18 protein-coding genes are annotated in these 21,821 nt (G+C 58.3%); all 18 read left to right on the top strand.

Features of this window, described 5'->3' with window-relative positions; genetic code table 11:
* Positions 1 to 175: 175 nt before the first annotated feature.
* The 18 genes from pyrH (at position 176) to kdsA (ending at position 21,819) form a co-directional block, all read left to right on the top strand.
* Positions 176 to 919 carry a UMP kinase gene (gene pyrH, locus LJU29_RS07975; RefSeq protein ID WP_002554728.1) on the top strand — a complete coding sequence of 248 codons (744 nt, stop codon included), beginning with the start codon at positions 176 to 178 and terminating at the stop codon, positions 917 to 919.
* Positions 916 to 1,473: a ribosome recycling factor gene (gene frr, locus LJU29_RS07980; protein ID WP_257112012.1), complete on the top strand. Its 558-nt coding sequence runs from the start codon at positions 916 to 918 to the stop codon at positions 1,471 to 1,473. The genes pyrH and frr overlap by 4 nt, the downstream gene beginning before the upstream one ends.
* A gap of 16 nt (positions 1,474 to 1,489) precedes the next feature.
* The gene (gene uppS / locus LJU29_RS07985; RefSeq protein WP_002554726.1) at positions 1,490 to 2,245 is read left to right on the top strand and encodes a polyprenyl diphosphate synthase; all 756 of its coding nucleotides are present in this window, start codon (positions 1,490 to 1,492) and stop codon (positions 2,243 to 2,245) included.
* On the top strand, positions 2,245 to 3,060 hold the full coding sequence (locus LJU29_RS07990) for a phosphatidate cytidylyltransferase (protein WP_005760214.1): 816 nt from the start codon (positions 2,245 to 2,247) through the stop codon (positions 3,058 to 3,060). The genes uppS and LJU29_RS07990 overlap by 1 nt, the downstream gene beginning before the upstream one ends.
* Positions 3,057 to 4,247 carry a 1-deoxy-D-xylulose-5-phosphate reductoisomerase gene (ispC, locus tag LJU29_RS07995; RefSeq protein ID WP_257112013.1) on the top strand — a complete coding sequence of 397 codons (1,191 nt, stop codon included), beginning with the start codon at positions 3,057 to 3,059 and terminating at the stop codon, positions 4,245 to 4,247. Before LJU29_RS07990 ends, ispC begins: the two co-directional genes overlap by 4 nt.
* 117 nt (positions 4,248 to 4,364) lie before the next feature.
* Positions 4,365 to 5,717: a sigma E protease regulator RseP gene (gene rseP / locus LJU29_RS08000; protein ID WP_057422951.1), complete on the top strand. Its 1,353-nt coding sequence runs from the start codon at positions 4,365 to 4,367 to the stop codon at positions 5,715 to 5,717.
* A gap of 74 nt (positions 5,718 to 5,791) precedes the next feature.
* Entirely contained in the window at positions 5,792 to 8,167 is a 2,376-nt protein-coding gene (gene bamA / locus LJU29_RS08005) for an outer membrane protein assembly factor BamA (RefSeq protein ID WP_257112015.1), read from the top strand.
* Positions 8,168 to 8,212: 45 nt separating this feature from the next.
* Entirely contained in the window at positions 8,213 to 8,716 is a 504-nt protein-coding gene (locus LJU29_RS08010; protein WP_002554721.1) for an OmpH/Skp family outer membrane protein, read from the top strand.
* A 2-nt stretch (positions 8,717 to 8,718) separates the two neighbouring features.
* Positions 8,719 to 9,774 carry a UDP-3-O-(3-hydroxymyristoyl)glucosamine N-acyltransferase gene (gene lpxD / locus LJU29_RS08015; protein WP_005760222.1) on the top strand — a complete coding sequence of 352 codons (1,056 nt, stop codon included), beginning with the start codon at positions 8,719 to 8,721 and terminating at the stop codon, positions 9,772 to 9,774.
* Between the two features lie 109 nt (positions 9,775 to 9,883).
* Positions 9,884 to 10,324 carry a 3-hydroxyacyl-ACP dehydratase FabZ gene (fabZ, locus tag LJU29_RS08020; protein WP_002554719.1) on the top strand — a complete coding sequence of 147 codons (441 nt, stop codon included), beginning with the start codon at positions 9,884 to 9,886 and terminating at the stop codon, positions 10,322 to 10,324.
* The gene (gene lpxA, locus LJU29_RS08025; RefSeq protein ID WP_002554718.1) at positions 10,321 to 11,097 is read left to right on the top strand and encodes an acyl-ACP--UDP-N-acetylglucosamine O-acyltransferase; all 777 of its coding nucleotides are present in this window, start codon (positions 10,321 to 10,323) and stop codon (positions 11,095 to 11,097) included. Before fabZ ends, lpxA begins: the two co-directional genes overlap by 4 nt.
* 2 nt (positions 11,098 to 11,099) lie before the next feature.
* A complete protein-coding gene (gene lpxB / locus LJU29_RS08030) occupies positions 11,100 to 12,242 on the top strand; it encodes a lipid-A-disaccharide synthase (RefSeq protein WP_005760226.1) in 1,143 nt (380 codons plus the stop codon).
* Between the two features lie 11 nt (positions 12,243 to 12,253).
* Positions 12,254 to 12,907: a ribonuclease HII gene (gene rnhB, locus LJU29_RS08035; RefSeq protein ID WP_002554716.1), complete on the top strand. Its 654-nt coding sequence runs from the start codon at positions 12,254 to 12,256 to the stop codon at positions 12,905 to 12,907.
* A gap of 69 nt (positions 12,908 to 12,976) precedes the next feature.
* A complete protein-coding gene (dnaE, locus tag LJU29_RS08040; RefSeq protein WP_057422953.1) occupies positions 12,977 to 16,498 on the top strand; it encodes a DNA polymerase III subunit alpha in 3,522 nt (1,173 codons plus the stop codon).
* Positions 16,499 to 16,626: 128 nt separating this feature from the next.
* Positions 16,627 to 17,574 carry an acetyl-CoA carboxylase carboxyl transferase subunit alpha gene (gene accA, locus LJU29_RS08045; RefSeq protein ID WP_002554714.1) on the top strand — a complete coding sequence of 316 codons (948 nt, stop codon included), beginning with the start codon at positions 16,627 to 16,629 and terminating at the stop codon, positions 17,572 to 17,574.
* A gap of 152 nt (positions 17,575 to 17,726) precedes the next feature.
* On the top strand, positions 17,727 to 19,064 hold the full coding sequence (gene tilS / locus LJU29_RS08050) for a tRNA lysidine(34) synthetase TilS (RefSeq protein ID WP_005760229.1): 1,338 nt from the start codon (positions 17,727 to 17,729) through the stop codon (positions 19,062 to 19,064).
* A 263-nt stretch (positions 19,065 to 19,327) separates the two neighbouring features.
* The gene (pyrG, locus tag LJU29_RS08055) at positions 19,328 to 20,959 is read left to right on the top strand and encodes a CTP synthase (protein ID WP_257112019.1); all 1,632 of its coding nucleotides are present in this window, start codon (positions 19,328 to 19,330) and stop codon (positions 20,957 to 20,959) included.
* A gap of 14 nt (positions 20,960 to 20,973) precedes the next feature.
* Positions 20,974 to 21,819 carry a 3-deoxy-8-phosphooctulonate synthase gene (gene kdsA, locus LJU29_RS08060; RefSeq protein WP_004666021.1) on the top strand — a complete coding sequence of 282 codons (846 nt, stop codon included), beginning with the start codon at positions 20,974 to 20,976 and terminating at the stop codon, positions 21,817 to 21,819.
* Positions 21,820 to 21,821: the final 2 nt, after the last annotated feature.

The following is a 21,821-nucleotide window of genomic DNA, read 5'->3' on the forward strand; positions in this document are numbered from 1 at the left end:
CTGCCCGCTCACGCGTGCGGCCTCTTTGTCGAAAGAGAAAAGGAAATTTTCCTTGGAGATTGTGCTCACAAGGCTGCATTCTCCCGACGCTCGCAGAGCGTCAAGCTAAAGTAAGCGCAGGCTTGGAATAGCCAGCACAGATTTTTTTCAGAAAACGCCGCAGGAGAGATTCGCAATGGCTCAGCAGGGCAGTGGTTATCAGGCTCGCTATAAACGCATTCTACTCAAGCTCAGCGGTGAGGCCCTCATGGGCTCGGAAGAGTTCGGCATTGACCCCAAAGTACTGGACCGTATGGCGCTGGAAGTCGGCCAGCTGGTCGGTATCGGTGTTCAGGTCGGTCTGGTGATCGGCGGCGGTAACCTTTTCCGTGGCGCAGCCTTGAGTGCTGCGGGTATGGATCGGGTAACAGGCGACCACATGGGCATGCTGGCCACTGTGATGAACGCCCTGGCAATGCGCGATGCGCTGGAGCGCGCTAATATCACGGCCATCGTGATGTCGGCCATTTCCATGCTGGGTGTGACCGATCATTATGATCGCCGCAAGGCCATGCGCCATCTCAGCGCCAAGGAAGTGGTGATTTTTGCTGCGGGTACGGGTAATCCGTTCTTTACGACCGATTCGGCTGCCTGCCTGCGCGCGATCGAGATCGACGCCGATGTAGTGCTCAAGGCCACCAAGGTGGATGGCGTGTATACCGCAGATCCGTTCAAGGACCCGAATGCCGAGAAGTTCGATCATCTGACTTACGATGAAGTGCTGGATCGCAAGTTGGGCGTGATGGATCTGACCGCAATCTGCCTGTGTCGCGATCACAAGATGCCATTGCGCGTCTTCAACATGAACAAGCCGGGTGCCCTTCTGAATATCGTCCATGGTGGCGCTGAAGGGACCCTGATCGAGGAAGCCCAACAATGATCAACGAAATCAAGAAAGACGCTCAGACCCGCATGCAGAAGAGTCTGGAGTCGCTGACCCACGCGTTCACCCGAATCCGCACCGGCAAGGCGCACCCGAGCATTCTGGGTGGTGTCATGGTCCCTTATTACGGTGCCGACACGCCGCTGAGTCAGGTTGCCAGCGTGACCGTCAAGGACTCGCGCACTCTTCAGGTCGTGGCGTTCGAGCGTAATATGCTTGCTGCTGTCGACAAGGCTATCCAGAGCTCCGGTCTGGGCTTCAATCCGACCAACCTGGGTGAGCTGCTGCTGATCTCCATGCCGGCGCTGACCGAGGAAACCCGCAAGGGCTTCACCAAGCAGGCACGCGACGCCGCTGAAGACGCTCGTGTTGCTGTACGCAACATTCGTCGTGACGCTCTGAGCCAGTTGAAAGATCTGGTCAAGGAGAAGGAAATCAGCGAAGACGAAGAGCGTCGCGCGGCGGACGACGTGCAAAAGCTGACTGACAAATTCGTTGCTGAAATCGAAGTTGCGGTCAAGCAGAAAGAAGCTGATCTGATGGCTGTTTAAGGTTTCGGACGCTTTCATGGAAAAGATAAAACCGGCCGTGCCGTCTTCGGTACCGCGCCATGTCGCGATTATCATGGACGGTAATAATCGCTGGGCCAAGAAGCGCCTGCTGCCAGGCGTTGCTGGCCATAAGGCGGGCGTCGACGCTGTGCGGGCCGTTATCGAGGTGTGTGCCGAAGCCAAGGTCGAGGTGCTGACACTGTTCGCGTTCTCCAGTGAAAACTGGCAGCGCCCGGCTGAAGAGGTTGGTGCACTGATGGAGCTTTTCTTCACGGCGCTACGCCGTGAAACCAAGCGCCTGAACGAGAACGACATCAGCCTGCGGATCATTGGCGACCGCTCGCGCTTTCATCCCGAGCTGCAGGCTGCAATGCGCGAGGCGGAAGTGCGTACGTCCGGCAATAGCCGTTTCGTGCTGCAGATCGCTGCCAACTACGGTGGGCAATGGGACATCGCACAGGCTGCCCAGCGGTTGGCGCGCGAGGTTCAGGCCGGGCATCTGCAACCGGAGGATATAACCCCCGAGCTGCTGCAGACCTGTCTGGCAACAGGCGATCTGCCGTTGCCGGACCTGTGCATCCGCACCGGTGGCGAGCACCGCATCAGTAACTTCCTGCTTTGGCAGCTGGCCTACGCCGAGCTGTACTTCTCCGACCTGTTCTGGCCGGACTTCAAACACGATGCCATGCGCGCCGCGCTGGCAGATTTCGCTTCTCGCCAACGTCGCTTCGGTAAAACCAGCGAACAGGTAGAAGCTGGAGCCCGGGCTTAATGCTGAAACAACGGATCATCACGGCACTCATTCTGTTGCCGATCGCCTTGTGTGGTTTTTTCCTGCTGACCGGCATGTATTTCGCCCTGTTCATCGGGGTTGTTGTCGTGCTGGGTGCCTGGGAGTGGGCGCGGCTCGCAGGTTTTGCTGCGCAGTCGATGCGCATCGGTTATGCGGCTGTGGTCGCAGTTCTGCTATTCCTCATGTACCTGCTGCCAGGGTTGGAGCCCTGGGTGCTCGTCGCTGCAGTCATCTGGTGGGGCGTGGCGACCTTTCTGGTTCTTACCTACCCGGACTCCAGTAGCCACTGGGCAAGCGCGGCCTGCAAGCTGGTGATCGGTCTTTTGATTTTGCTGCCTGCCTGGCAGGGGTTGGTGCTGATCAAGCAGTGGCCGCTGGGTAACTGGCTGATTCTGTCAGTGATGGTGCTGGTCTGGGCTGCCGACATTGGCGCCTATTTCTCCGGCAAGGCTTTCGGCAAGCGCAAACTGGCCCCCAAGGTAAGTCCGGGCAAGAGCTGGGAAGGCGTATACGGCGGTCTTGCGGTCAGTCTGGGCATCACGGCCGCTGTGGGCATTTCTCGTGACTGGACGGTTGCTCAGTTCATCGCCGGGCTTCTTGGCGCTGCTGTGATTGTGTTCATCTCCGTAATTGGCGACCTGACTGAAAGCATGTTCAAGCGCCAGTCAGGGGTCAAGGACAGCAGCAACCTGCTGCCTGGGCACGGCGGTGTGCTGGACCGTATCGACAGCCTTACTGCGGCCATTCCGGTATTTGCGGTTCTGCTCTGGGCCGCCGACTGGGGTGTCATGTGAGTGGGCCGCAACACATCACCATTCTGGGTGCCACAGGCTCTATTGGTCTGAGCACTCTGGATGTCGTCGCACGTCATCCTTCTCTTTATCAGGTGTTCGCGCTTACGGGCTTCAGTCGTCTCGATGAGTTGCTGGCCCTGTGCGTCCGGCATACCCCGCAATACGCCGTGGTTCCCGATCAGGTCATCGCCCGTAAATTGCAGGACGACCTTGCTGCGGCCGGGCTCGACACCCGGGTTCTGGTGGGCGAGGGCGGTCTGTGTGAAGTGGCTGCGCACCCGCGTGTGGACGCTGTCATGGCCGCCATTGTCGGCGCTGCCGGTCTGCGCCCAATCCTGGCTGCGGTCGAGGCGGGCAAGAAGGTCTTGCTGGCCAACAAGGAAGCGCTGGTCATGTCCGGCGACCTGTTTATGCAGGCTGTTCGGCAGAGCGGCGCAGTGCTGCTGCCCATCGACAGTGAGCACAATGCGATTTTCCAGTGCCTGCCGGGCGATTTTGCTCGCGGGCTTGGTGCTGTGGGTGTCAGGCGGATCATGTTGACAGCCTCGGGCGGGCCTTTCCGCGAAACCCCGCTCGAACAGTTGCAGAATGTAACGCCCGAACAGGCCTGCGCGCATCCTGTCTGGTCGATGGGGCGCAAGATTTCCGTTGATTCGGCGACCATGATGAATAAGGGGCTCGAGCTGATCGAAGCCTGCTGGTTGTTCGATGCGCGTCCGGATCAGGTCGAGGTGGTCATCCATCCACAGAGCGTGATCCACTCGATGGTCGATTATGTTGATGGCTCTGTGCTCGCTCAATTGGGCAATCCCGACATGCGCACGCCCATCGCCAATGCATTGGCCTGGCCTGCACGTGTAGACTCTGGCGTTGCGCCTCTGGATCTGTTCCGTATCGGCCAGCTTGATTTTCAAAAGCCGGACGAGGAGCGTTTCCCCTGCCTGCGGCTAGCGCGTCATGCGGCAGAGGCTGGAGGCAGTGCGCCTGCCATGCTTAACGCAGCCAATGAAGTGGCTGTCGCTGCATTCCTCGATGGGCGTATCCGTTACCTGGAAATCGCCGGTATTATCGAGGAGGTTCTGAATCATGAGCCTGTGACTGCGGTCGAAGGGCTCGACGCGGTGTTTGCCGCGGATGCAAAAGCGCGTTTGCTCGCGGGCCAATGGCTTGAAAGAAACGCGCGATAGCGATCTGATGACCCGTCAGGATTTGAATGAAAGGGTCGATGTGGTGCGTCAACGGCAGGCTTTGAAGTCTGCGATGATTAACACGCTGGCCGACCAGTCGGTACCCGGAGAAGGCTGATGAGCGCTTTATACATGATTCTCGGCACCCTGATTGCGTTGGGCGTGCTGGTGACCTTCCACGAATTCGGCCACTTCTGGGTGGCCAGGCGTTGTGGCGTCAAGGTGCTGCGTTTTTCGGTGGGCTTCGGCACGCCTCTTCTGCGTTGGAGTGATCGTCAGGGTACCGAGTATGTGGTCGCTGCAATTCCGCTGGGTGGCTATGTCAAAATGCTCGACGAGCGCGAAGGCAATGTCCCGCCCGAGCTTGCCCATCAGTCGTTCAACCGCAAGACCGTCGGGCAGCGTATCGCAATCGTGATCGCAGGCCCGACAGCCAATTTCCTGTTGGCCATCGCGTTTTTCTGGGTGCTGGCGATGATGGGCAGCGAGCAGGTTCGTCCGGTTATCGGTGCCGTGGAGTCCGGAAGCATCGCTCAGCAGGCGGGTCTGACTGCCGGGCAGGAAATCGTCGCAGTCGATGGCGAGCCGACGTCGGGCTGGGCGGGGGTCAATCTGCAACTGGTCCGCCGTCTGGGTGAAAGCGGCACCATCGCTTTGAAGCTCAGGGATCAGGGTTCGACGGTCGACACGTCTCGTGAGCTGGTGCTCAATGACTGGCTCCGGGGGGCTGAAGAGCCTGATCCGATCAAGTCGCTGGGTATTCGTCCGTGGCGCCCGGCCTTGTTGCCGGTGCTGGCAGAGATCGACCCGAAAGGTCCGGCGCAGAGTGCCGGGCTTAAAACCGGAGATCGCCTGATTTCGATGGACGGTCAGCCGCTCAATGAGTGGCAGCAGGTTGTTGACCGGGTACGCGGGCGCCCTGAAGCAAAAGTATCGCTGCGCATCGAGCGTGACGGTGTACAAATGGACGTTCCTGTAACCCTCGCCGCGAAAGGCGAAGGCAAGGCGGCCGCAGGTTATCTGGGGGCTGGCGTTAAAGCTGTCGATTGGCCACCGGAAATGCTGCGCGAGGTCAGCTACGGTCCTTTCGCCGCGATGGGCGAGGGGATAAAGCGCACGTGGAACATGAGCGTGCTGACCCTGGACTCACTGAAGAAAATGTTGTTCGGCGAGCTCTCGGTAAAAAACTTGAGTGGACCGATAACCATTGCTAAAGTGGCGGGCGCTTCGGCCCAGTCGGGCATCGGAGATTTTCTGAACTTCCTCGCTTATCTGAGTATTAGCCTGGGTGTTCTGAATTTGCTGCCCATTCCCGTCCTGGACGGGGGGCATTTGCTGTTTTATCTGATCGAGTGGGCGCGTGGTCGTCCCCTTTCGGAAAAGGTTCAAGGTTGGGGGGCACAGATCGGTATCAGTCTGGTGGTGGGCGTAATGTTGCTCGCGCTGGTCAACGATCTGGGCCGACTGTAACGCTTTGCCGAGTTGCGAATCTGCCGCATTTTGCGGCAGTTTGTTTATTGCCAGTTGGAATAAGAAAGGACTTCATGAAACGTCTGCTGCTAACTGCGGTTCTTTCCGCACTGATGATCGCTGAAGTTCACGCCGAGTCCTTCACCATCTCCGATATTCGTGTCAATGGCCTCCAGCGGGTATCCGCCGGCAGTGTTTTTGGTGCGTTGCCGCTGAACGTAGGCGAGCAGGCGGACGATGGTCGTTTGGTCGATGCTACCCGTTCGCTGTTCAAAACCGGTTTCTTTCAAGATATCCAGCTGGGTCGCGATGGCAACGTACTCGTCATCAACGTCGTCGAGCGTCCTTCGGTTGCAAGTATCGAAATCGAAGGCAACAAGGCCATCTCCACCGAAGACCTGATGAAGGGGCTGAAACAGTCCGGTCTGGCCGAGGGTGAAATTTTCCAGCGTGCAACCCTTGAAGGGGTGCGTAACGAGCTGCAACGCCAATACGTTGCCCAAGGCCGTTACTCTGCCGAGGTTGACGCCGAGGTCGTTCCACAGCCGCGCAACCGCGTAGGCCTGAAAATCAACATCAATGAAGGCACCGTCGCCTCCATTCAGCATATCAACGTGGTGGGCAACACGGTCTTCTCCGACGAGGACCTGACCGACCTGTTCGAGCTCAAGACCAGCAACTGGCTGTCGTTCTTCAAGAATGATGACAAGTACGCCCGTGAAAAGCTGTCGGGTGACCTTGAGCGTCTGCGTTCGTACTACCTCGATCGCGGCTATATCAACATGGATATCGCCTCGACCCAGGTCTCGATCACGCCGGACAAGAAGAGCGTGTACATCACGGTCAACATCAACGAAGGCGAAAAATACAGCGTCAAGTCGGTCAAACTCAGCGGTGACCTGAAGGTTCCTGAGGACCAGGTCAAGTCTCTGCTGCTGGTACAGCCGGGTCAGGTGTTCTCGCGTAAGGTCATGACTACCACGTCCGAACTGATCACCCGTCGTCTGGGTAACGAAGGCTACACCTTCGCCAACGTCAACGGCGTGCCGACCCCGAACAACGAAGACCATACGGTCGACATCACCTTCGTGGTCGATCCTGGCAAGCGTGCCTACGTCAACCGCATCAACTACCGCGGTAACACCAAGTCGGAAGACGAAGTGCTGCGTCGCGAAATGCGTCAGATGGAAGGCGGCTGGGCTTCGACCTACCTGATCGACCAGTCGAAAACCCGTCTGGACCGTCTGGGCTTCTTCAAGGAAGTCAACGTCGAGACGCCGCCTGTTCCGGGCACCGACGATCAGGTTGACGTGAGCTACGCGGTTGAAGAGCAGGCGTCCGGTTCGATCACCGCCAGCGTCGGCTTCGCGCAAAGCGCCGGTCTGATCCTGGGTGGTTCGATCAGCCAGAACAACTTCCTCGGTACCGGTAACAAGGTCAGCATTGGCCTGACCCGCAGCGAATACCAGAGCCGTTACAACTTCAGCTACGTCGATCCGTACTACACGCCGGATGGTGTCAGCCTGGGTTACAGCGCGTTCTACCGCACCACCAACTACGATGACCTCGACGTTGATGTTGCAAGCTACGCGGTAGACAGCCTGGGTGCCGGTATCAACCTTGGCTACCCGATCAGCGAAACCTCGCGCCTGACCTACGGCCTGACCGTGCAGCAGGATGAGATCAAGACCGGCAAGTACACCGTTGACGAGATCTTCGACTTTGTTGAAAAAGAAGGCGACAAGTACCTGAACTTCAAGGGCTCGGTCGGCTGGTCTGAATCGACTCTGAACAAAGGCGTACTGGCGACCCGTGGTCACTCGCAAAGCCTGGTGTTCGAATCTACCTTACCGGGCAGCGACCTGTCGTTCTTCAAGCTGGATTACCGTGCGCAGTACTTCCACCCGATCACCGATAACTACACTCTGCGTCTGCACACAGAGCTAGGTTATGGCGACGGCTACGGTTCGACCTCGGGTCTGCCGTTCTACGAGAACTACTATGCCGGTGGTTTCAACTCGGTTCGTGGCTTCAAGGACAGCACGCTTGGTCCGCGCAGCACGCCTAGTAACGGTTCCAAACCCGGTACGTTGGCCGATCCGGACCAGGATCCACTGCCGTTCGGTGGTAATGCCCTGGTGCAGGGTGGCGTAGAAGTCATGTTCCCGCTGCCATTCGTCAAGGACCAGCGTTCCCTGCGCACCTCCGTGTTCTGGGATGTCGGCAACGTATTTGATACAAACTGCGATTCCAGCAGGAAGACAGCCAGTGGCAAAAATGTCGAATGCAACAACATCGACCTTTCCGGCATGGCCAGCTCTGTGGGTATCGGTGTCACCTGGATCACTGCGCTCGGCCCTCTGAGCTTCGCCTTGGCGATGCCGATCAAGAAGCCGGACGACGAAGCAGAAACTCAGGTCTTCCAATTCTCCCTGGGTCAGACTTTCTAAGCGTCTGATCTTTGATAACGCAACGAATTTTGTAGGAGTTGTATTGTGCGTAAGTTGACTCAATTGGTACTGCTGGCAACCGTTCTGGTCGCAAGCCCTGCATTTGCCGACATGAAAATTGCGGTACTGAACTATCAGATGGCCTTGCTGGAATCTGATGCTGCCAAGAAATACGCTGTTGATGCCGAGAAAAAATTCGGTCCGCAACTGACCAAGCTGAAAAGCCTGGAAAGCAGCGCCAAGGGTATTCAGGACCGTCTGGTCAGCGGTGGCGACAAGATGGCTCAGCCTGAGCGCGAGCGTCTGGAGCTTGAATTCAAGCAAAAGGCTCGTGACTTCCAGTTCCAGTCCAAGGAACTGAACGAAGCCAAGGCCGTTGCTGACCGCGAAATGCTCAAGCAGTTGAAGCCAAAGCTGGATCAGGCTGTTGAAGAAGTCATCAAGAAAGGTGGTTTCGACCTGGTCTTCGAGCGCGGTGCAGTGATTGACGTCAAGCCTCAATACGACGTTACTCGCCAGGTCATCGAGCGCATGAACCAGCTGAAGTAACCATGAGCATAACCATCAAGCTCGGCCAATTGGCCGAGTTCCTTGGCGCTACGCTACGTGGCGACAAGGATATCGAAATCACCGGGCTGGCCACTTTGCAAGAGGCAGGCCCTGGTCAAGTCAGTTTCCTGGCAAATCCCAAGTATCGTAAATTGCTGGTCGATACCCAAGCCACTGCGGTGCTGCTCAAGCCTGCAGACGCCGACGGTTACAACGGTAATGCGCTGGTGGTTCCTGATACTTATCTGGCCTACGCGCGCATTTCGCATTTTTTCGATCCCAAGCCTAGAAGTAGTGCAGGCGTTCATCCGACGGCCGTGATTGCCGAGGATGCACTGATTGATCCTGCTGCCAGCATTGGCGCTTTTGCTGTGATCGAGAGCGGTGTGCGCATTGCAGCCGGTGTCACCATCGGTGCTCACTGCTTCATCGGCGCTCGCTGCGAGATTGGTGAAGACGGCTGGCTGGCCCCGCGGGTAACGCTTTATCACGATGTGCGCATTGGCAAGCGCGTGGTCATCCAGTCGGGTGCCGTGCTGGGTGGCGAAGGCTTTGGCTTTGCCAAGGATAAAGGTATCTACCACAAGGTTGCACAGATCGGTGGCGTCACCCTGGGTGATGACGTCGAGGTTGGCGTCAATACGGCAATCGATCGTGGTGCGCTGGCTGATACGCGAATTGGCAACGGCGTGAAGCTGGACAACCAGATTCAGATTGCCCACAACGTGCAGGTTGGCGATCACACAGCGATGGCTGCGTGTGTTGGCATCTCCGGAAGCACCATAATCGGCAAGCACTGCATGCTGGCCGGCGGTGTCGGCCTGGTAGGGCATATCGAAATCTGTGATGGTGTTTTCATCACCGGCATGACGATGGTGACGCATTCCATTACCGAGCCGGGTTCGTACTCGTCCGGTACTGCCATGCAGCCGGCCGCCGAGTGGCGCAAGAGTGCAGCTCGTCTGCGCAAGATCGATGATATGGCGCGACGTCTGCAAAAGCTTGAAAAGGCTGTAGAGACGGTGACCTGCGCCGATAATCGCTCATCTGATGGCTGATACCTTTTTAATATCAAGCGTGCACAGTCGATAAACTGCCTCCTTGATGTAGAGGGGTGCTGCGCAGTCGCGACGCACCCCTAATCTTTACTACAGGCTTCCCCTCGAAATGATGGACATCAAAGAAATTCGCGAATACCTGCCTCATCGTTACCCGTTCCTGCTGGTGGACCGTGTGACGGAGCTGGATATCGAGAACAAGAACATTCGCGCCTACAAGAATGTCAGCGTCAACGAGCCTTTTTTCAACGGCCACTTCCCTGAGCATCCCATCATGCCGGGTGTGCTGATCATCGAAGCTATGGCGCAGGCTGCCGGTATTCTTGCGTTCAAGATGCTCGACTCCAAGCCGTCAGACGGTACGCTCTATTATTTCGTGGGCTCGGACAAACTGCGTTTCCGTCAACCGGTTCTGCCGGGCGACCAGCTGGTTCTTGAAGCGAAGTTCCTGAGCAGCAAGCGTCAGATCTGGAAGTTCGAATGCAAGGCTACAGTTGATGGCAAGGCGGTATGCTCTGCCGAAATCATCTGTGCGGAACGTAAACTATGAGTTTGATTGACCCTCGCGCAATCATCGATCCGACGGCCATTCTGGCCGACAACGTTGAGGTTGGCCCCTGGTCGATCATCGGAGCCGGTGTGGAAATTGGCGAGGGTACAGTCGTCGGTCCTCATGTTGTCCTTAAGGGACCCACCAGGATCGGCAAGCACAATCGCATCTACCAGTTCTCATCGGTGGGCGAAGACACGCCTGATCTGAAATACAAGGGCGAGGAAACCCGTCTTGTCATCGGTGATCACAACGTGATCCGTGAAGGTGTGACCATCCACCGCGGGACTGTTCAGGACCGTGCCGAAACCACGCTGGGCGATCACAACCTGATCATGGCTTATGCACACATCGGCCATGACAGTGTGATCGGCAACCACGTGATACTGGTCAACAACACCGCGCTGGCAGGCCACGTTCATGTCGATGACTGGGCCATCCTGTCCGGTTTTACTCTTGTGCATCAGTTCTGCCATATCGGTGCTCACAGCTTTTCCGGCATGGGTACGGCCATCGGCAAGGACGTTCCGGCGTTCGTGACGGTGTTTGGCAACCCGGCCGAAGCGCGCAGCATGAATTTCGAGGGCATGCGCCGTCGTGGTTTTTCCGAAGAAGCCATTCATGCGCTGCGCAGAGCTTACAAGACAGTCTATCGTCAGGGGCTGACCATCGCTCAGGCGGCGGCCGACCTTGCCGAGCCGGCGGCGCAGTTCCCTGAAGTGGCCGTATTCCTTCAGTCTATCCAGACGTCGACCCGCGGTATCATTCGCTAATCATGACCACGCCATTATGTATCGCTCTGGTCGCTGGTGAAGCATCCGGCGATATCCTCGGATCCGGCCTGATGCGCGCCCTCAAGGTGCGCCATCCTGATATCCGTTTCATCGGCGTGGGTGGCCCGTTGATGGAGGCTGAGGGCATGCAGTCCTACTTCCCGATGGAGCGCCTGTCGGTGATGGGGCTGGTTGAGGTGCTTGGCAGGCTGCGTGAGCTGCTGGCCCGGCGCAAGCTGCTGGTACAGACCCTCATCAATGAAAAACCGGACGTCTTCATCGGCATCGATGCCCCCGACTTCACACTCAATATCGAACTTCAGCTACGCCGCGCGGGCATCAAAACCGTGCACTATGTCAGCCCGTCAGTCTGGGCCTGGCGTCAGAAGCGTGTGCTGAAGATTCGTGAAGGCTGTGATCTGATGCTGACATTGTTGCCATTCGAAGCCCGTTTCTATGAAGAGAAGGGCGTACCGGTACGCTTTGTCGGTCACCCGCTGGCAGACACCATCCCTCTGGAGTCAGATCGCGCCGCAGCCCGCGCAGGGCTTGGCCTTACTCAGGAAGCGCCCGTTGTTGCGCTGATGCCGGGCAGCCGGGGCGGCGAAGTAGGGCGTCTGGGCGGTTTGTTTTTCGATGCTGCCGAGCTTCTTCTCGCCCAGCGCCCTGGCTTGCGCTTCGTACTGCCCTGCGCCAGTCCTCAGCGACGGGCTCAGGTAGAGCAGCTGTTACAAGGCCGCAATCTGCCAGTCACGCTGCTCGACGGGCAGTCGCATGTGGCGCTGGCAGCATGCGATGCGGTACTGATCGCCTCCGGCACCGCGACTCTGGAAGCCCTGCTTTACAAGCGACCTATGGTGGTGGCTTACCGTCTGGCACCGCTGACCTTCTGGATACTCAAGCGGATGGTCAAAAGCCCTTACGTATCGCTGCCTAACCTGCTTGCCCAGCGCCTGCTGGTGCCAGAACTGCTGCAGGATGACGCCACCCCCGAAGTGTTGGCGCGGACGCTGCTGCCGCTGATCGACGACGGTCAGGCGCAAACCGCAGGCTTTGATGCCATTCACCGTATTTTGCGTCGAGATGCGTCCAATCAGGCCGCTGATGCGGTGTTGAGCCTGCTCGGCCAGTCGTCTTCACTGTGAGGTCGCCCATCATGCAAACAGGTCTGGATTTTACACTCGTCGAGGATCTGGTAGCAGGTGTTGATGAAGTAGGCCGCGGCCCGCTGTGCGGCGCGGTTGTGACGGCGGCAGTCATTCTCGACCCTGCCCGACCTATTCTCGGGCTCAACGACTCAAAGAAGCTGACTGAAGCCCGGCGCGAAAAACTCTACGTCGAAATTCAGGAGAAGGCCCTGTGCTGGTTCATTGCCCGGGCTGAAGTTGAAGAAATCGACCAATTGAATATTTTGCACGCCACGATGCTGGCCATGAAACGTGCCGTCGAGGGGTTGAGTATCACGCCGAAGCTGGCGCTCATCGACGGTAACCGTTGCCCGCAGTTGTCAGTGCCTTCTGCGCCGGTTGTAAAGGGCGACTCCAGGGTGCCTGCCATCGCGGCCGCATCGATTCTCGCCAAGGTCAGCCGGGATCGGGAAATGGCAGCGTTCGAACTCATCTATCCGGGTTATGGCATCGGTGGGCACAAGGGTTATCCTACGCCGGTGCACCTGGAGGCATTGGCCCGGTTGGGGCCTACGCCTATTCATCGACGCTCCTTTGCACCTGTGCGTGCAGCCCATGAAGCGCGAGCATCCATAATGATCGGCGGGTCGATCCCGCTACCAGTCGGTTTATTGCAGGACTGACGTTTCATCTCGGGCCCGTTACAATCCTGCCCTTCGTTTTTTTGTATTTTCGCGTTTTATAGGATCACCATGCCGGCTTCTTTCGTTCATCTACGCCTGCACACCGAATACTCGCTGGTTGACGGTCTGGTCCGGGTCAAACCGTTGATCAAGGCGCTGACCGGCATGAACATGCCCGCCGTGGCGGTGACTGACCAGAACAACATGTGTTCGCTGGTCAAGTTCTACAAGGCCGCGCAAGGCTCGGGCATCAAGCCGATCTGTGGCGTCGACTTGTGGCTGGCGGGCAGGGATGAAGACGCTGCGCTCAGTCGCATCAGCCTGTTGGCCATGAATGCCCAGGGCTACCGGAACCTGACCGAACTGATTTCCCGTGGTTTTATCGAAGGCCAGCGCAACGGCCAGATCGTCATCCAGCGCCAGTGGGTCGCGCAGGCCAGTGAAGGCGTAATTGCGCTTTCCGCTGCAAAGGAAGGCGAGATCGGCATGGCGTTGCTCGGCGGCAACCCCGGCGAGGCGGACGAACTGTTGCGCGAGTGGCTAGAAGTCTTTCCTGACCGCTTCTACATCGAAGTGCAGCGTACCAATCGCGCCAATGACGAAGAACATCTGCACGCTGCGGTGGCCCTGGCCGAGCGTCACGGCGCGCCGTTGGTGGCGACCAATGATGTGCGTTTCATCAAGCAGACTGATTTCGAAGCCCACGAGACCCGCGTGTGTATTGGCGAAGGCCGTGCGCTGGACGACCCGCGTCGCTCGCACAACTACAGCGATCAGCAATACCTGAAAAGCCCGGAAGAAATGGCCGAGCTGTTCAGCGACCTGCCCGAGGCGCTGGAAAACACCGTCGAGATCGCCAAGCGCTGCAACATCGACGTCAAGCTGGGCACTCACTTTTTGCCCAACTTCCCGATTCCTGATGGCATGACCATCGATGAGTATTTCCGCAAGGTCTCGTTCGATGGTCTCGAAGAGCGTCTTGCCGTCCTGTTGCCCAAGGACACCACTGAAGATTACGAAGCCAAACGTCAGGTGTATGTCGACCGGCTGAATTTCGAGCTGGATATCATCATCCAGATGGGCTTCCCTGGTTACTTCCTGATCGTGATGGACTTCATCCAGTGGGCCAAGAGCAATGGCGTACCGGTAGGGCCGGGTCGTGGTTCGGGTGCCGGATCGCTGGTTGCCTATGTGCAGAAGATCACCGACCTCGACCCGCTGGAATACGACCTGCTGTTCGAACGCTTCCTGAACCCGGAGCGGGTTTCCATGCCCGACTTCGACGTCGACTTCTGCATGGACGGCCGTGATCGGGTGATCGAATACGTGGCCGAGAAATACGGTCGCAATGCGGTTAGCCAGATCATCACCTTCGGTTCCATGGCCGCCAAGGCAGTGGTGCGTGACGTGGCGCGGGTGCAGGGCAAGTCTTACGGGCTGGCTGATCGTCTGTCGAAGATGATCCCGTTCGAAGTCGGCATGACCCTCGAAAAAGCCTACGAGCAGGAAGAAATTCTTCGCGACTTCCTCAAGGTTGATGAGGAGGCTGCAGAAATCTGGGAGATGGCGCTCAAGCTTGAAGGCATTGTGCGTAACGTCGGTAAGCACGCCGGTGGTGTGGTTATTGCCCCGACCAAGCTGACCGACTTCTCGCCGATCTATTGCGACGAGGCCGGTGACGGCCTGGTAACCCAGTTCGACAAGGACGATGTCGAGGCGGCGGGGCTGGTGAAGTTCGACTTCCTCGGTCTGCGCACCCTGACCATCATCGACTGGGCGCTCAAGACCATCAACCGCGACCGCGCCAAGGTCAACGAAGAGCCGCTGGACATCGCGTTCATCCCGCTCGATGACATGCCGACCTATCAGTTGTTGCAGCGTGCCGAAACCACTGCGGTGTTCCAGCTCGAGTCGCGCGGCATGAAAGAGCTGATCAAAAAGCTCAAGCCCGACTGCCTGGAAGACCTTATCGCACTGGTAGCACTGTTCCGTCCCGGCCCGCTGCAATCGGGCATGGTTGACGACTTCATCAACCGTAAGCACGGTCGCGCCGAGCTGTCCTACCCGCACGTCGATTATCAGTACGAAGGCCTGAAGCCGGTACTGGCACCGACCTACGGCATTATCCTGTATCAGGAACAGGTGATGCAGATCGCGCAGGTCATGGCCGGTTACACCCTCGGCGGTGCAGACATGCTGCGTCGCGCAATGGGTAAGAAAAAGCCCGAGGAAATGGCCAAGCAGCGCGGCGGTTTCATTGAGGGTTGCAAGACCAATAACATCGACCCGGACCTTGCCGGTAACATCTTCGATCTGGTGGAGAAATTCGCCGGTTACGGCTTCAACAAATCCCACTCGGCTGCCTACGGACTTGTGTCATATCAGACCGCCTGGCTGAAGACTCACTACCCGGCACCGTTCATGGCTGCCGTGTTGTCGGCGGATATGCACAACACCGACAAGGTCGTGACCTTGATCGAAGAAGTGCGCACGATGAAGCTGCGCCTCGACGCGCCGGACGTGAACACATCGGAGTTCAAATTCACGGTAAGCGATGATGGCCGCATTCTTTACGGGCTTGGTGCCATCAAAGGGGTGGGCGAGGGCCCGGTCGAGGCGATTACCGATGCGCGTCAGAACGGGCCGTTCAAGGACCTGTTCGATTTCTGCGCCCGCGTCGACCTCAAGCGGGTCAACAAGCGAACGCTTGATGGCCTGATTCGCAGCGGTGCGCTGGATCGTCTCGGGCCGTACTTCGAACTCGAACCCAAGGCCTATCAGGCCAACATTGACCGTAACCGCTCGGTGCTGCTTGCCGCGCTGGAAGAAGCCATTCAGGCGGCAGAGCAGACCGCGCGCAGTCACGACAGTGGTCACGCGGACCTGTTTGGCGGCCTGTTCGTTGAAGCGGACGCCGATGTTTACGCCAATCATCGCAAGACTCGCGAGCTGAGCCTCAAAGACCGTCTGCGCGGTGAAAAGGAAACCCTGGGGCTGTACCTGACCGGGCACCCGATCGATGAGTATGAAGGCGAGATTCGTCGCTTCGCTCGTCAGCGGATCATCGATCTAAAGCCCGCCAGAGACACCCAGACGGTGGCCGGCCTGATCATTGCCTTGCGCGTGATGAAGAACAAGAAGGGCGACAAGATGGGGTTCATTACCCTGGACGACCGTTCTGCACGCATTGAAGCATCCCTGTTTGCCGAAGCGTTTCATTCGGCTCAATCACTGTTGCAGACCGATGCTATGGTGGTGGTCGAAGGCGAAGTCAGTAATGATGACTTCTCCGGGGGGCTGCGGTTGCGCGCCAAGCGGGTCATGAGTATCGAAGATGCGCGCACCAATCTGGCCGAGAGCCTGCGAGTGACGGTACGCGCCGAAGCACTCAAGGGCGACCGGCTGCGCTGGCTGGGTGATCTGTGCAAGCGCCATCGCGGTGCCTGCCCGATCACGGTGGACTACACGGGGCAGGACGCCCGTGCATTGCTGCAATTGGGAGAAGCATGGCGCATTGATCCCGCTGACAGCTTGATTCAAGCTCTGCGTGACCAGTTCGGACGTGAGAACGTCTTTCTCCAGTATCGTTGAACGTCGCAGGCTCGACTTGCGCTCAACCCTGAATTTTAATTTCGACCTGACCGCGCCTGTTCCGAACAGGAAGGGCGCAGACGGATCAACCGGCCGGCCTCTTGGCCGTCGACCCAAGACGGATGCCTATGAACCCGAATTTTCTTGATTTCGAACAGCCTATCGCTGACTTGCAGGCCAAAATCGAAGAACTGCGCTTGGTGGGTAACGACAACTCGCTGAACATCGGCGACGAGATCTCCCGGCTGCAAGACAAGAGCAAGACGCTCACCGAAAGCATCTTCGGCAACCTGACCAGCTGGCAGATCGCGCGCATGGCACGCCATCCGCGTCGTCCCTACACGCTGGACTACATCGAAAACATCTTTACCGAGTTCGATGAGCTGCACGGTGATCGTCATTTCTCCGATGACGCAGCAATCGTCGGCGGTATTGCCCGTCTCGACGGCCAGCCGGTCATGGTTATCGGTCACCAGAAAGGTCGTGAGGTGCGCGAGAAGGTTCGTCGCAACTTCGGCATGCCGCGTCCCGAGGGCTATCGCAAGGCTTGCCGCCTGATGGAAATGGCCGAGCGCTTCAAGATGCCGATCCTGACCTTTATCGATACGCCGGGCGCTTATCCTGGTATCGATGCGGAAGAGCGCAACCAGAGCGAGGCAATTGCCTGGAACCTGCGTGTGATGGCTCGTCTCAAGACCCCGATCATCGCTACTGTTATCGGTGAAGGTGGTTCCGGTGGTGCGCTGGCGATTGGCGTATGCGACCAGTTGAACATGCTGCAGTATTCGACCTACGCGGTAATCTCTCCGGAAGGCTGCGCGTCGATTCTGTGGAAAACCGCCGAGAAGGCACCGGATGCTGCCGAAGCCATGGGTATCACCGCTGACCGCCTGAAAGGCTTGGGTATCGTCGACAAGGTCATCGCCGAACCACTGGGTGGCGCGCATCGTGATCCGGTCGCCGCCGCTGCCTTGATTCGCGAAGAGTTGAGCAGTCAGCTGGCGATGCTCAAGGAGTTCGATAACGATGAGCTGCTGGCCCGCCGTTATGACCGCTTGATGAGCTACGGTCTGTAAGCTGCGTCGCCACGATCGTTCCCACGTCTTGCGGGCTTCTGCCCGAAAGGCGTGGGAGCGAACCGCGCGACATTTCGTTTGTTCGCGAAAGGGCTGGCTTGAGCATTGAACCGTTCAGTGCGTGAATAAGCGAAGTTCGGTGAGAAACACCAATGACCACCTCCACACACAGCGGTCATGACCTTCCTGCCAGGCTCCTTCAGGCTTTGGCTCCCTGGCGCAACGCGCCAACCTGGCATATCGGCTTTTCCGGTGGCCTCGATTCCACGGTGCTGTTGCATCTTCTGGCTAAGCTCGCCAAGTGCGAAAGCCTGCCTGTCTTACACGCCATTCATGTTCATCACGGCCTGCAGGCCGCAGCCAATGCGTGGCCTGAACATTGTCGGCAGGTTTGTCAGGCGCTGGGTGTGGCATTTGAGCTGGTTCGGGTAAACGTCGATCCTGGTGCGAGCATCGAGCAGGCTGCCCGGCAGGCGCGTTACACCGCGTTCACTGACAGGCTGGCTGAGGGGGATGTGTTGCTCACCGGCCAGCACCGTGACGATCAGGCCGAGACCCTGCTGTTCCGTCTGCTGCGCGGCGCTGGTGTACGCGGTCTGGCTGCCATGCCCGATCAGCGAATTCTGGGGCGTGGGCATTTGGTGCGACCGCTGTTGGCAGTGTCTCGTGTCGAACTTGAAGGCTACGCACATCAGCACGGTCTGAATTGGGTCGAAGACCCGAGCAACGACGACTCTCGGTTCTCGCGCAACTTCTTGCGCAGTGACGTGCTGCCATTGCTGACCTCAAGATGGCCTCAGGCATCGATCAGTCTGGCGCGCACGGCGTGCCACCTCGGCGAAGCACAGCAATTGCTGGACGAGCTTGCGGTGCAGGATCTGGCCGGTGCCCAGGCCACGACACCATTTGCCTGGCTTGGTTTGCCGGTGCTGAGCATTGGCCCGCTTGCCGTGCTGTCCGCAGCAAGGCAGCGCAATGCACTGCGCCACTGGCTTGCGCCGCTGACGCGTCTGCCGGATACCGATCACTGGGCTGGCTGGGAGGCATTGCGCGACGCAGCGCAGGATGCCCGTCCGCTGTGGCGGCTTGCCGATGGCGAGCTGCACAGGGCGCAGGGCTGCATCTGGTGGGTGCCCGCTGACTGGGAGCATGTCCGTCACCCGGTAACAGACTGGCCCGACTGCCGCACACCGTTGCACTTGCCGGGCAATGGCTGGGTAAGCCTTGAAGGTGATGTGCCGTGTGGCGCTCTGCAAATCCGCTACCGGCGGGGAGGTGAGGTGATGCACCTCGGCGGACGCGGCAGTCGTGATCTGAAACGGTTGCTCAACGAACAGGCTGTACCGGTTTTTCTGCGCGGCAGATTGCCGCTGCTCTACTGCGATAATGACTTGCTGGCCGTCGCCAACCTGCCTGGACTGGACGGTTCGCCCAATGAAAGCTGGCGTTTGCACTGGGTTGTACCGACCAGCGACCAAAGTTTGAGCTGAAAGGCCCTTTCAGGTAGACTACGCTCCCTTCTTGATACAACTTCTGTTGGTTCTTTTGAAACAACGCAAGTTGCCGGTTACCAACCAGTGTTTGCTGGGTAATTCTTAAAATGTAGCGCACACCACACTGGCTTCGGCCGGTCGGTTTCAACGCAGCAGTTTCGGGAGTGCACCGTGAATTTTGTCGGTAATCGGGGGCTTCGGCCTTCCTTCGCTATCCCCGGCGGCTCTGACCGCTTTAACGCAGACTTCTAGGGTTTTTCATGACGCGCTACATCTTCGTCACGGGCGGTGTTGTTTCTTCATTGGGGAAAGGCATTGCCTCGGCTTCATTGGCGGCCATCCTGGAGGCGCGGGGACTCAAGGTCACCATGCTCAAACTGGATCCCTATATCAACGTGGACCCAGGCACCATGAGCCCGTTCCAGCACGGTGAGGTGTTCGTCACTCACGACGGCGCCGAGACCGACCTGGACCTTGGTCACTACGAGCGGTTCATCCGCACCACCATGACCCAGAACAACAACTTCACCACCGGCCGTGTGTACGAACACGTCCTGCGCAAAGAGCGCCGTGGTGATTATCTGGGGGCGACCATTCAGGTCATTCCGCATATCACCGACGAAATCAAGCGCCGCATCATCAAGGGTGCAGGCGATGCCGACGTGGCGCTGGTCGAAATCGGCGGCACGGTGGGTGACATCGAGTCGCAGCCGTTCCTCGAGGCCATCCGCCAGTTGCGTTTCGAAGTGGGCGCACGCCGCGCGATGCTGATGCACCTGACGCTGGTGCCGTACATCGCCACTGCCGGCGAGACCAAGACCAAGCCGACTCAGCATTCGGTGAAGGAATTACGCTCCATCGGTCTGCAGCCTGATGTGCTGGTCTGCCGCTCCGACCACCCGATCGACGTGTCGTCGCGTTGCAAGATCGCTCAGTTCACCAACGTTGAAGAGCGTGCAGTTATCGCCCTTGAAGACGCGGACACCATCTACAAGATCCCGGGCATCCTGCATTCGCAAGGCCTGGACGATTTTGTGGTCGAGCGCTTCGGCCTGCAATGTGAGGGTGCCGATCTGTCCGAGTGGGACAAGGTCGTCGACGCCAAGCTCAACCCCGAGCACGAAGTCACCATCGCGATGGTCGGCAAATACATGGAACTGCTCGACGCCTACAAGTCGTTGATCGAAGCCATGAGCCACGCCGGCATCACCAACCGTACCAAGGTGAACCTGCGTTATATCGACTCCGAAGACATCGAAAACCAGGGCACCGGCCTTCTTGAAGGCGTGGATGCGATTCTGGTTCCAGGCGGCTTTGGCCTGCGTGGGGTCGAGGGCAAGATCACTGCCGTCCAGTTTGCACGGGAAAACAAGGTTCCGTATCTGGGCATCTGCCTGGGCATGCAAGTGGCGGTCATCGAGTTCGCACGTAACGTGCTGGGCTGGAAAGACGCCAACTCCACCGAGTTCAACCGTACCAGCGCGCACGCCGTGGTGGGTCTCATCACCGAGTGGGAAGATGCCACTGGTGCAGTCGAAACCCGTACCGAAAGTTCCGATCTGGGCGGCACCATGCGTCTTGGGGCGCAGGATTGCCAGCTTGAAGCCGGTTCGCTGGTACACGACTGCTACCGCAAGGACGTGATTGTCGAGCGTCATCGTCATCGCTATGAAGTGAACAACAATCTACTGCCACAACTGATCGAGGCTGGCCTTAAGATTTCCGGTCGCTCCGGCGACGGTGCGCTGGTTGAAGTGGTCGAAGCACCGGATCATCCATGGTTCGTCGCTTGCCAGTTCCACCCGGAATTCACTTCCACGCCCCGTGACGGTCATCCGCTGTTCAGCGGTTTCGTCAAGGCGGCACTGGCTCAACATCAGAAAAACTCCTGACAGGGACTTCACACATGGCTCAGAAAACAATTCGCGTGGGTTCGATCGAGATCGCCAACGATAAGCCAATGGTGCTGTTCGGCGGCATGAACGTACTCGAATCCCGGGATATGGCTATGCAGGTCTGTGAAGAGTACGTAAGGGTGACCGAAAAGCTCGGTATCCCTTATGTGTTCAAGGCCAGCTTCGACAAGGCCAACCGCTCTTCGGTGAATTCCTACCGCGGGCCGGGCCTTGAAGAGGGCATGCGCATTTTCGAAGAGATCAAGCGCACCTTCAACGTGCCGCTGATCACCGACGTGCACGAGCCTCATCAGGCTGCCGTGGTTGCCGAAGTGTGCGACATCATCCAGTTGCCTGCCTTCCTGTCGCGTCAGACCGATCTGGTCGTTGCGATGGCGAAGACCGGCGCAGTCATCAACATCAAGAAAGCCCAGTTTCTCGCACCTCAGGAAATGAAACACATCCTGACCAAGTGCGAAGAGGCGGGTAATGATCAGTTGATTCTCTGCGAGCGGGGTTCCAGCTTCGGTTACAACAATCTGGTGGTGGACATGCTCGGCTTCGGCGTCATGAAGCAGTTCGAATACCCGATCCTGTTCGATGTGACACACGCCCTGCAAATGCCGGGTGGTCGCTCCGATTCTGCCGGTGGCCGCCGCGCTCAGGTCCTGGATCTGGCCAAGGCAGGCATCAGCCAGAATCTGGCCGGCCTGTTCCTTGAGGCGCATCCGGACCCTGACAACGCCAAATGCGACGGCCCGTGTGCCCTGCGTCTGGACAAGCTGGAGCCGTTCCTGGCCCAGCTCAAGTCACTGGATGAACTTGTCAAAAGTTTTCCGATCGTAGAGACCGCTTGAAC

Source organism: Pseudomonas ficuserectae (assembly GCF_024584585.1).
GTDB lineage: Bacteria > Pseudomonadota > Gammaproteobacteria > Pseudomonadales > Pseudomonadaceae > Aquipseudomonas > Aquipseudomonas amygdali.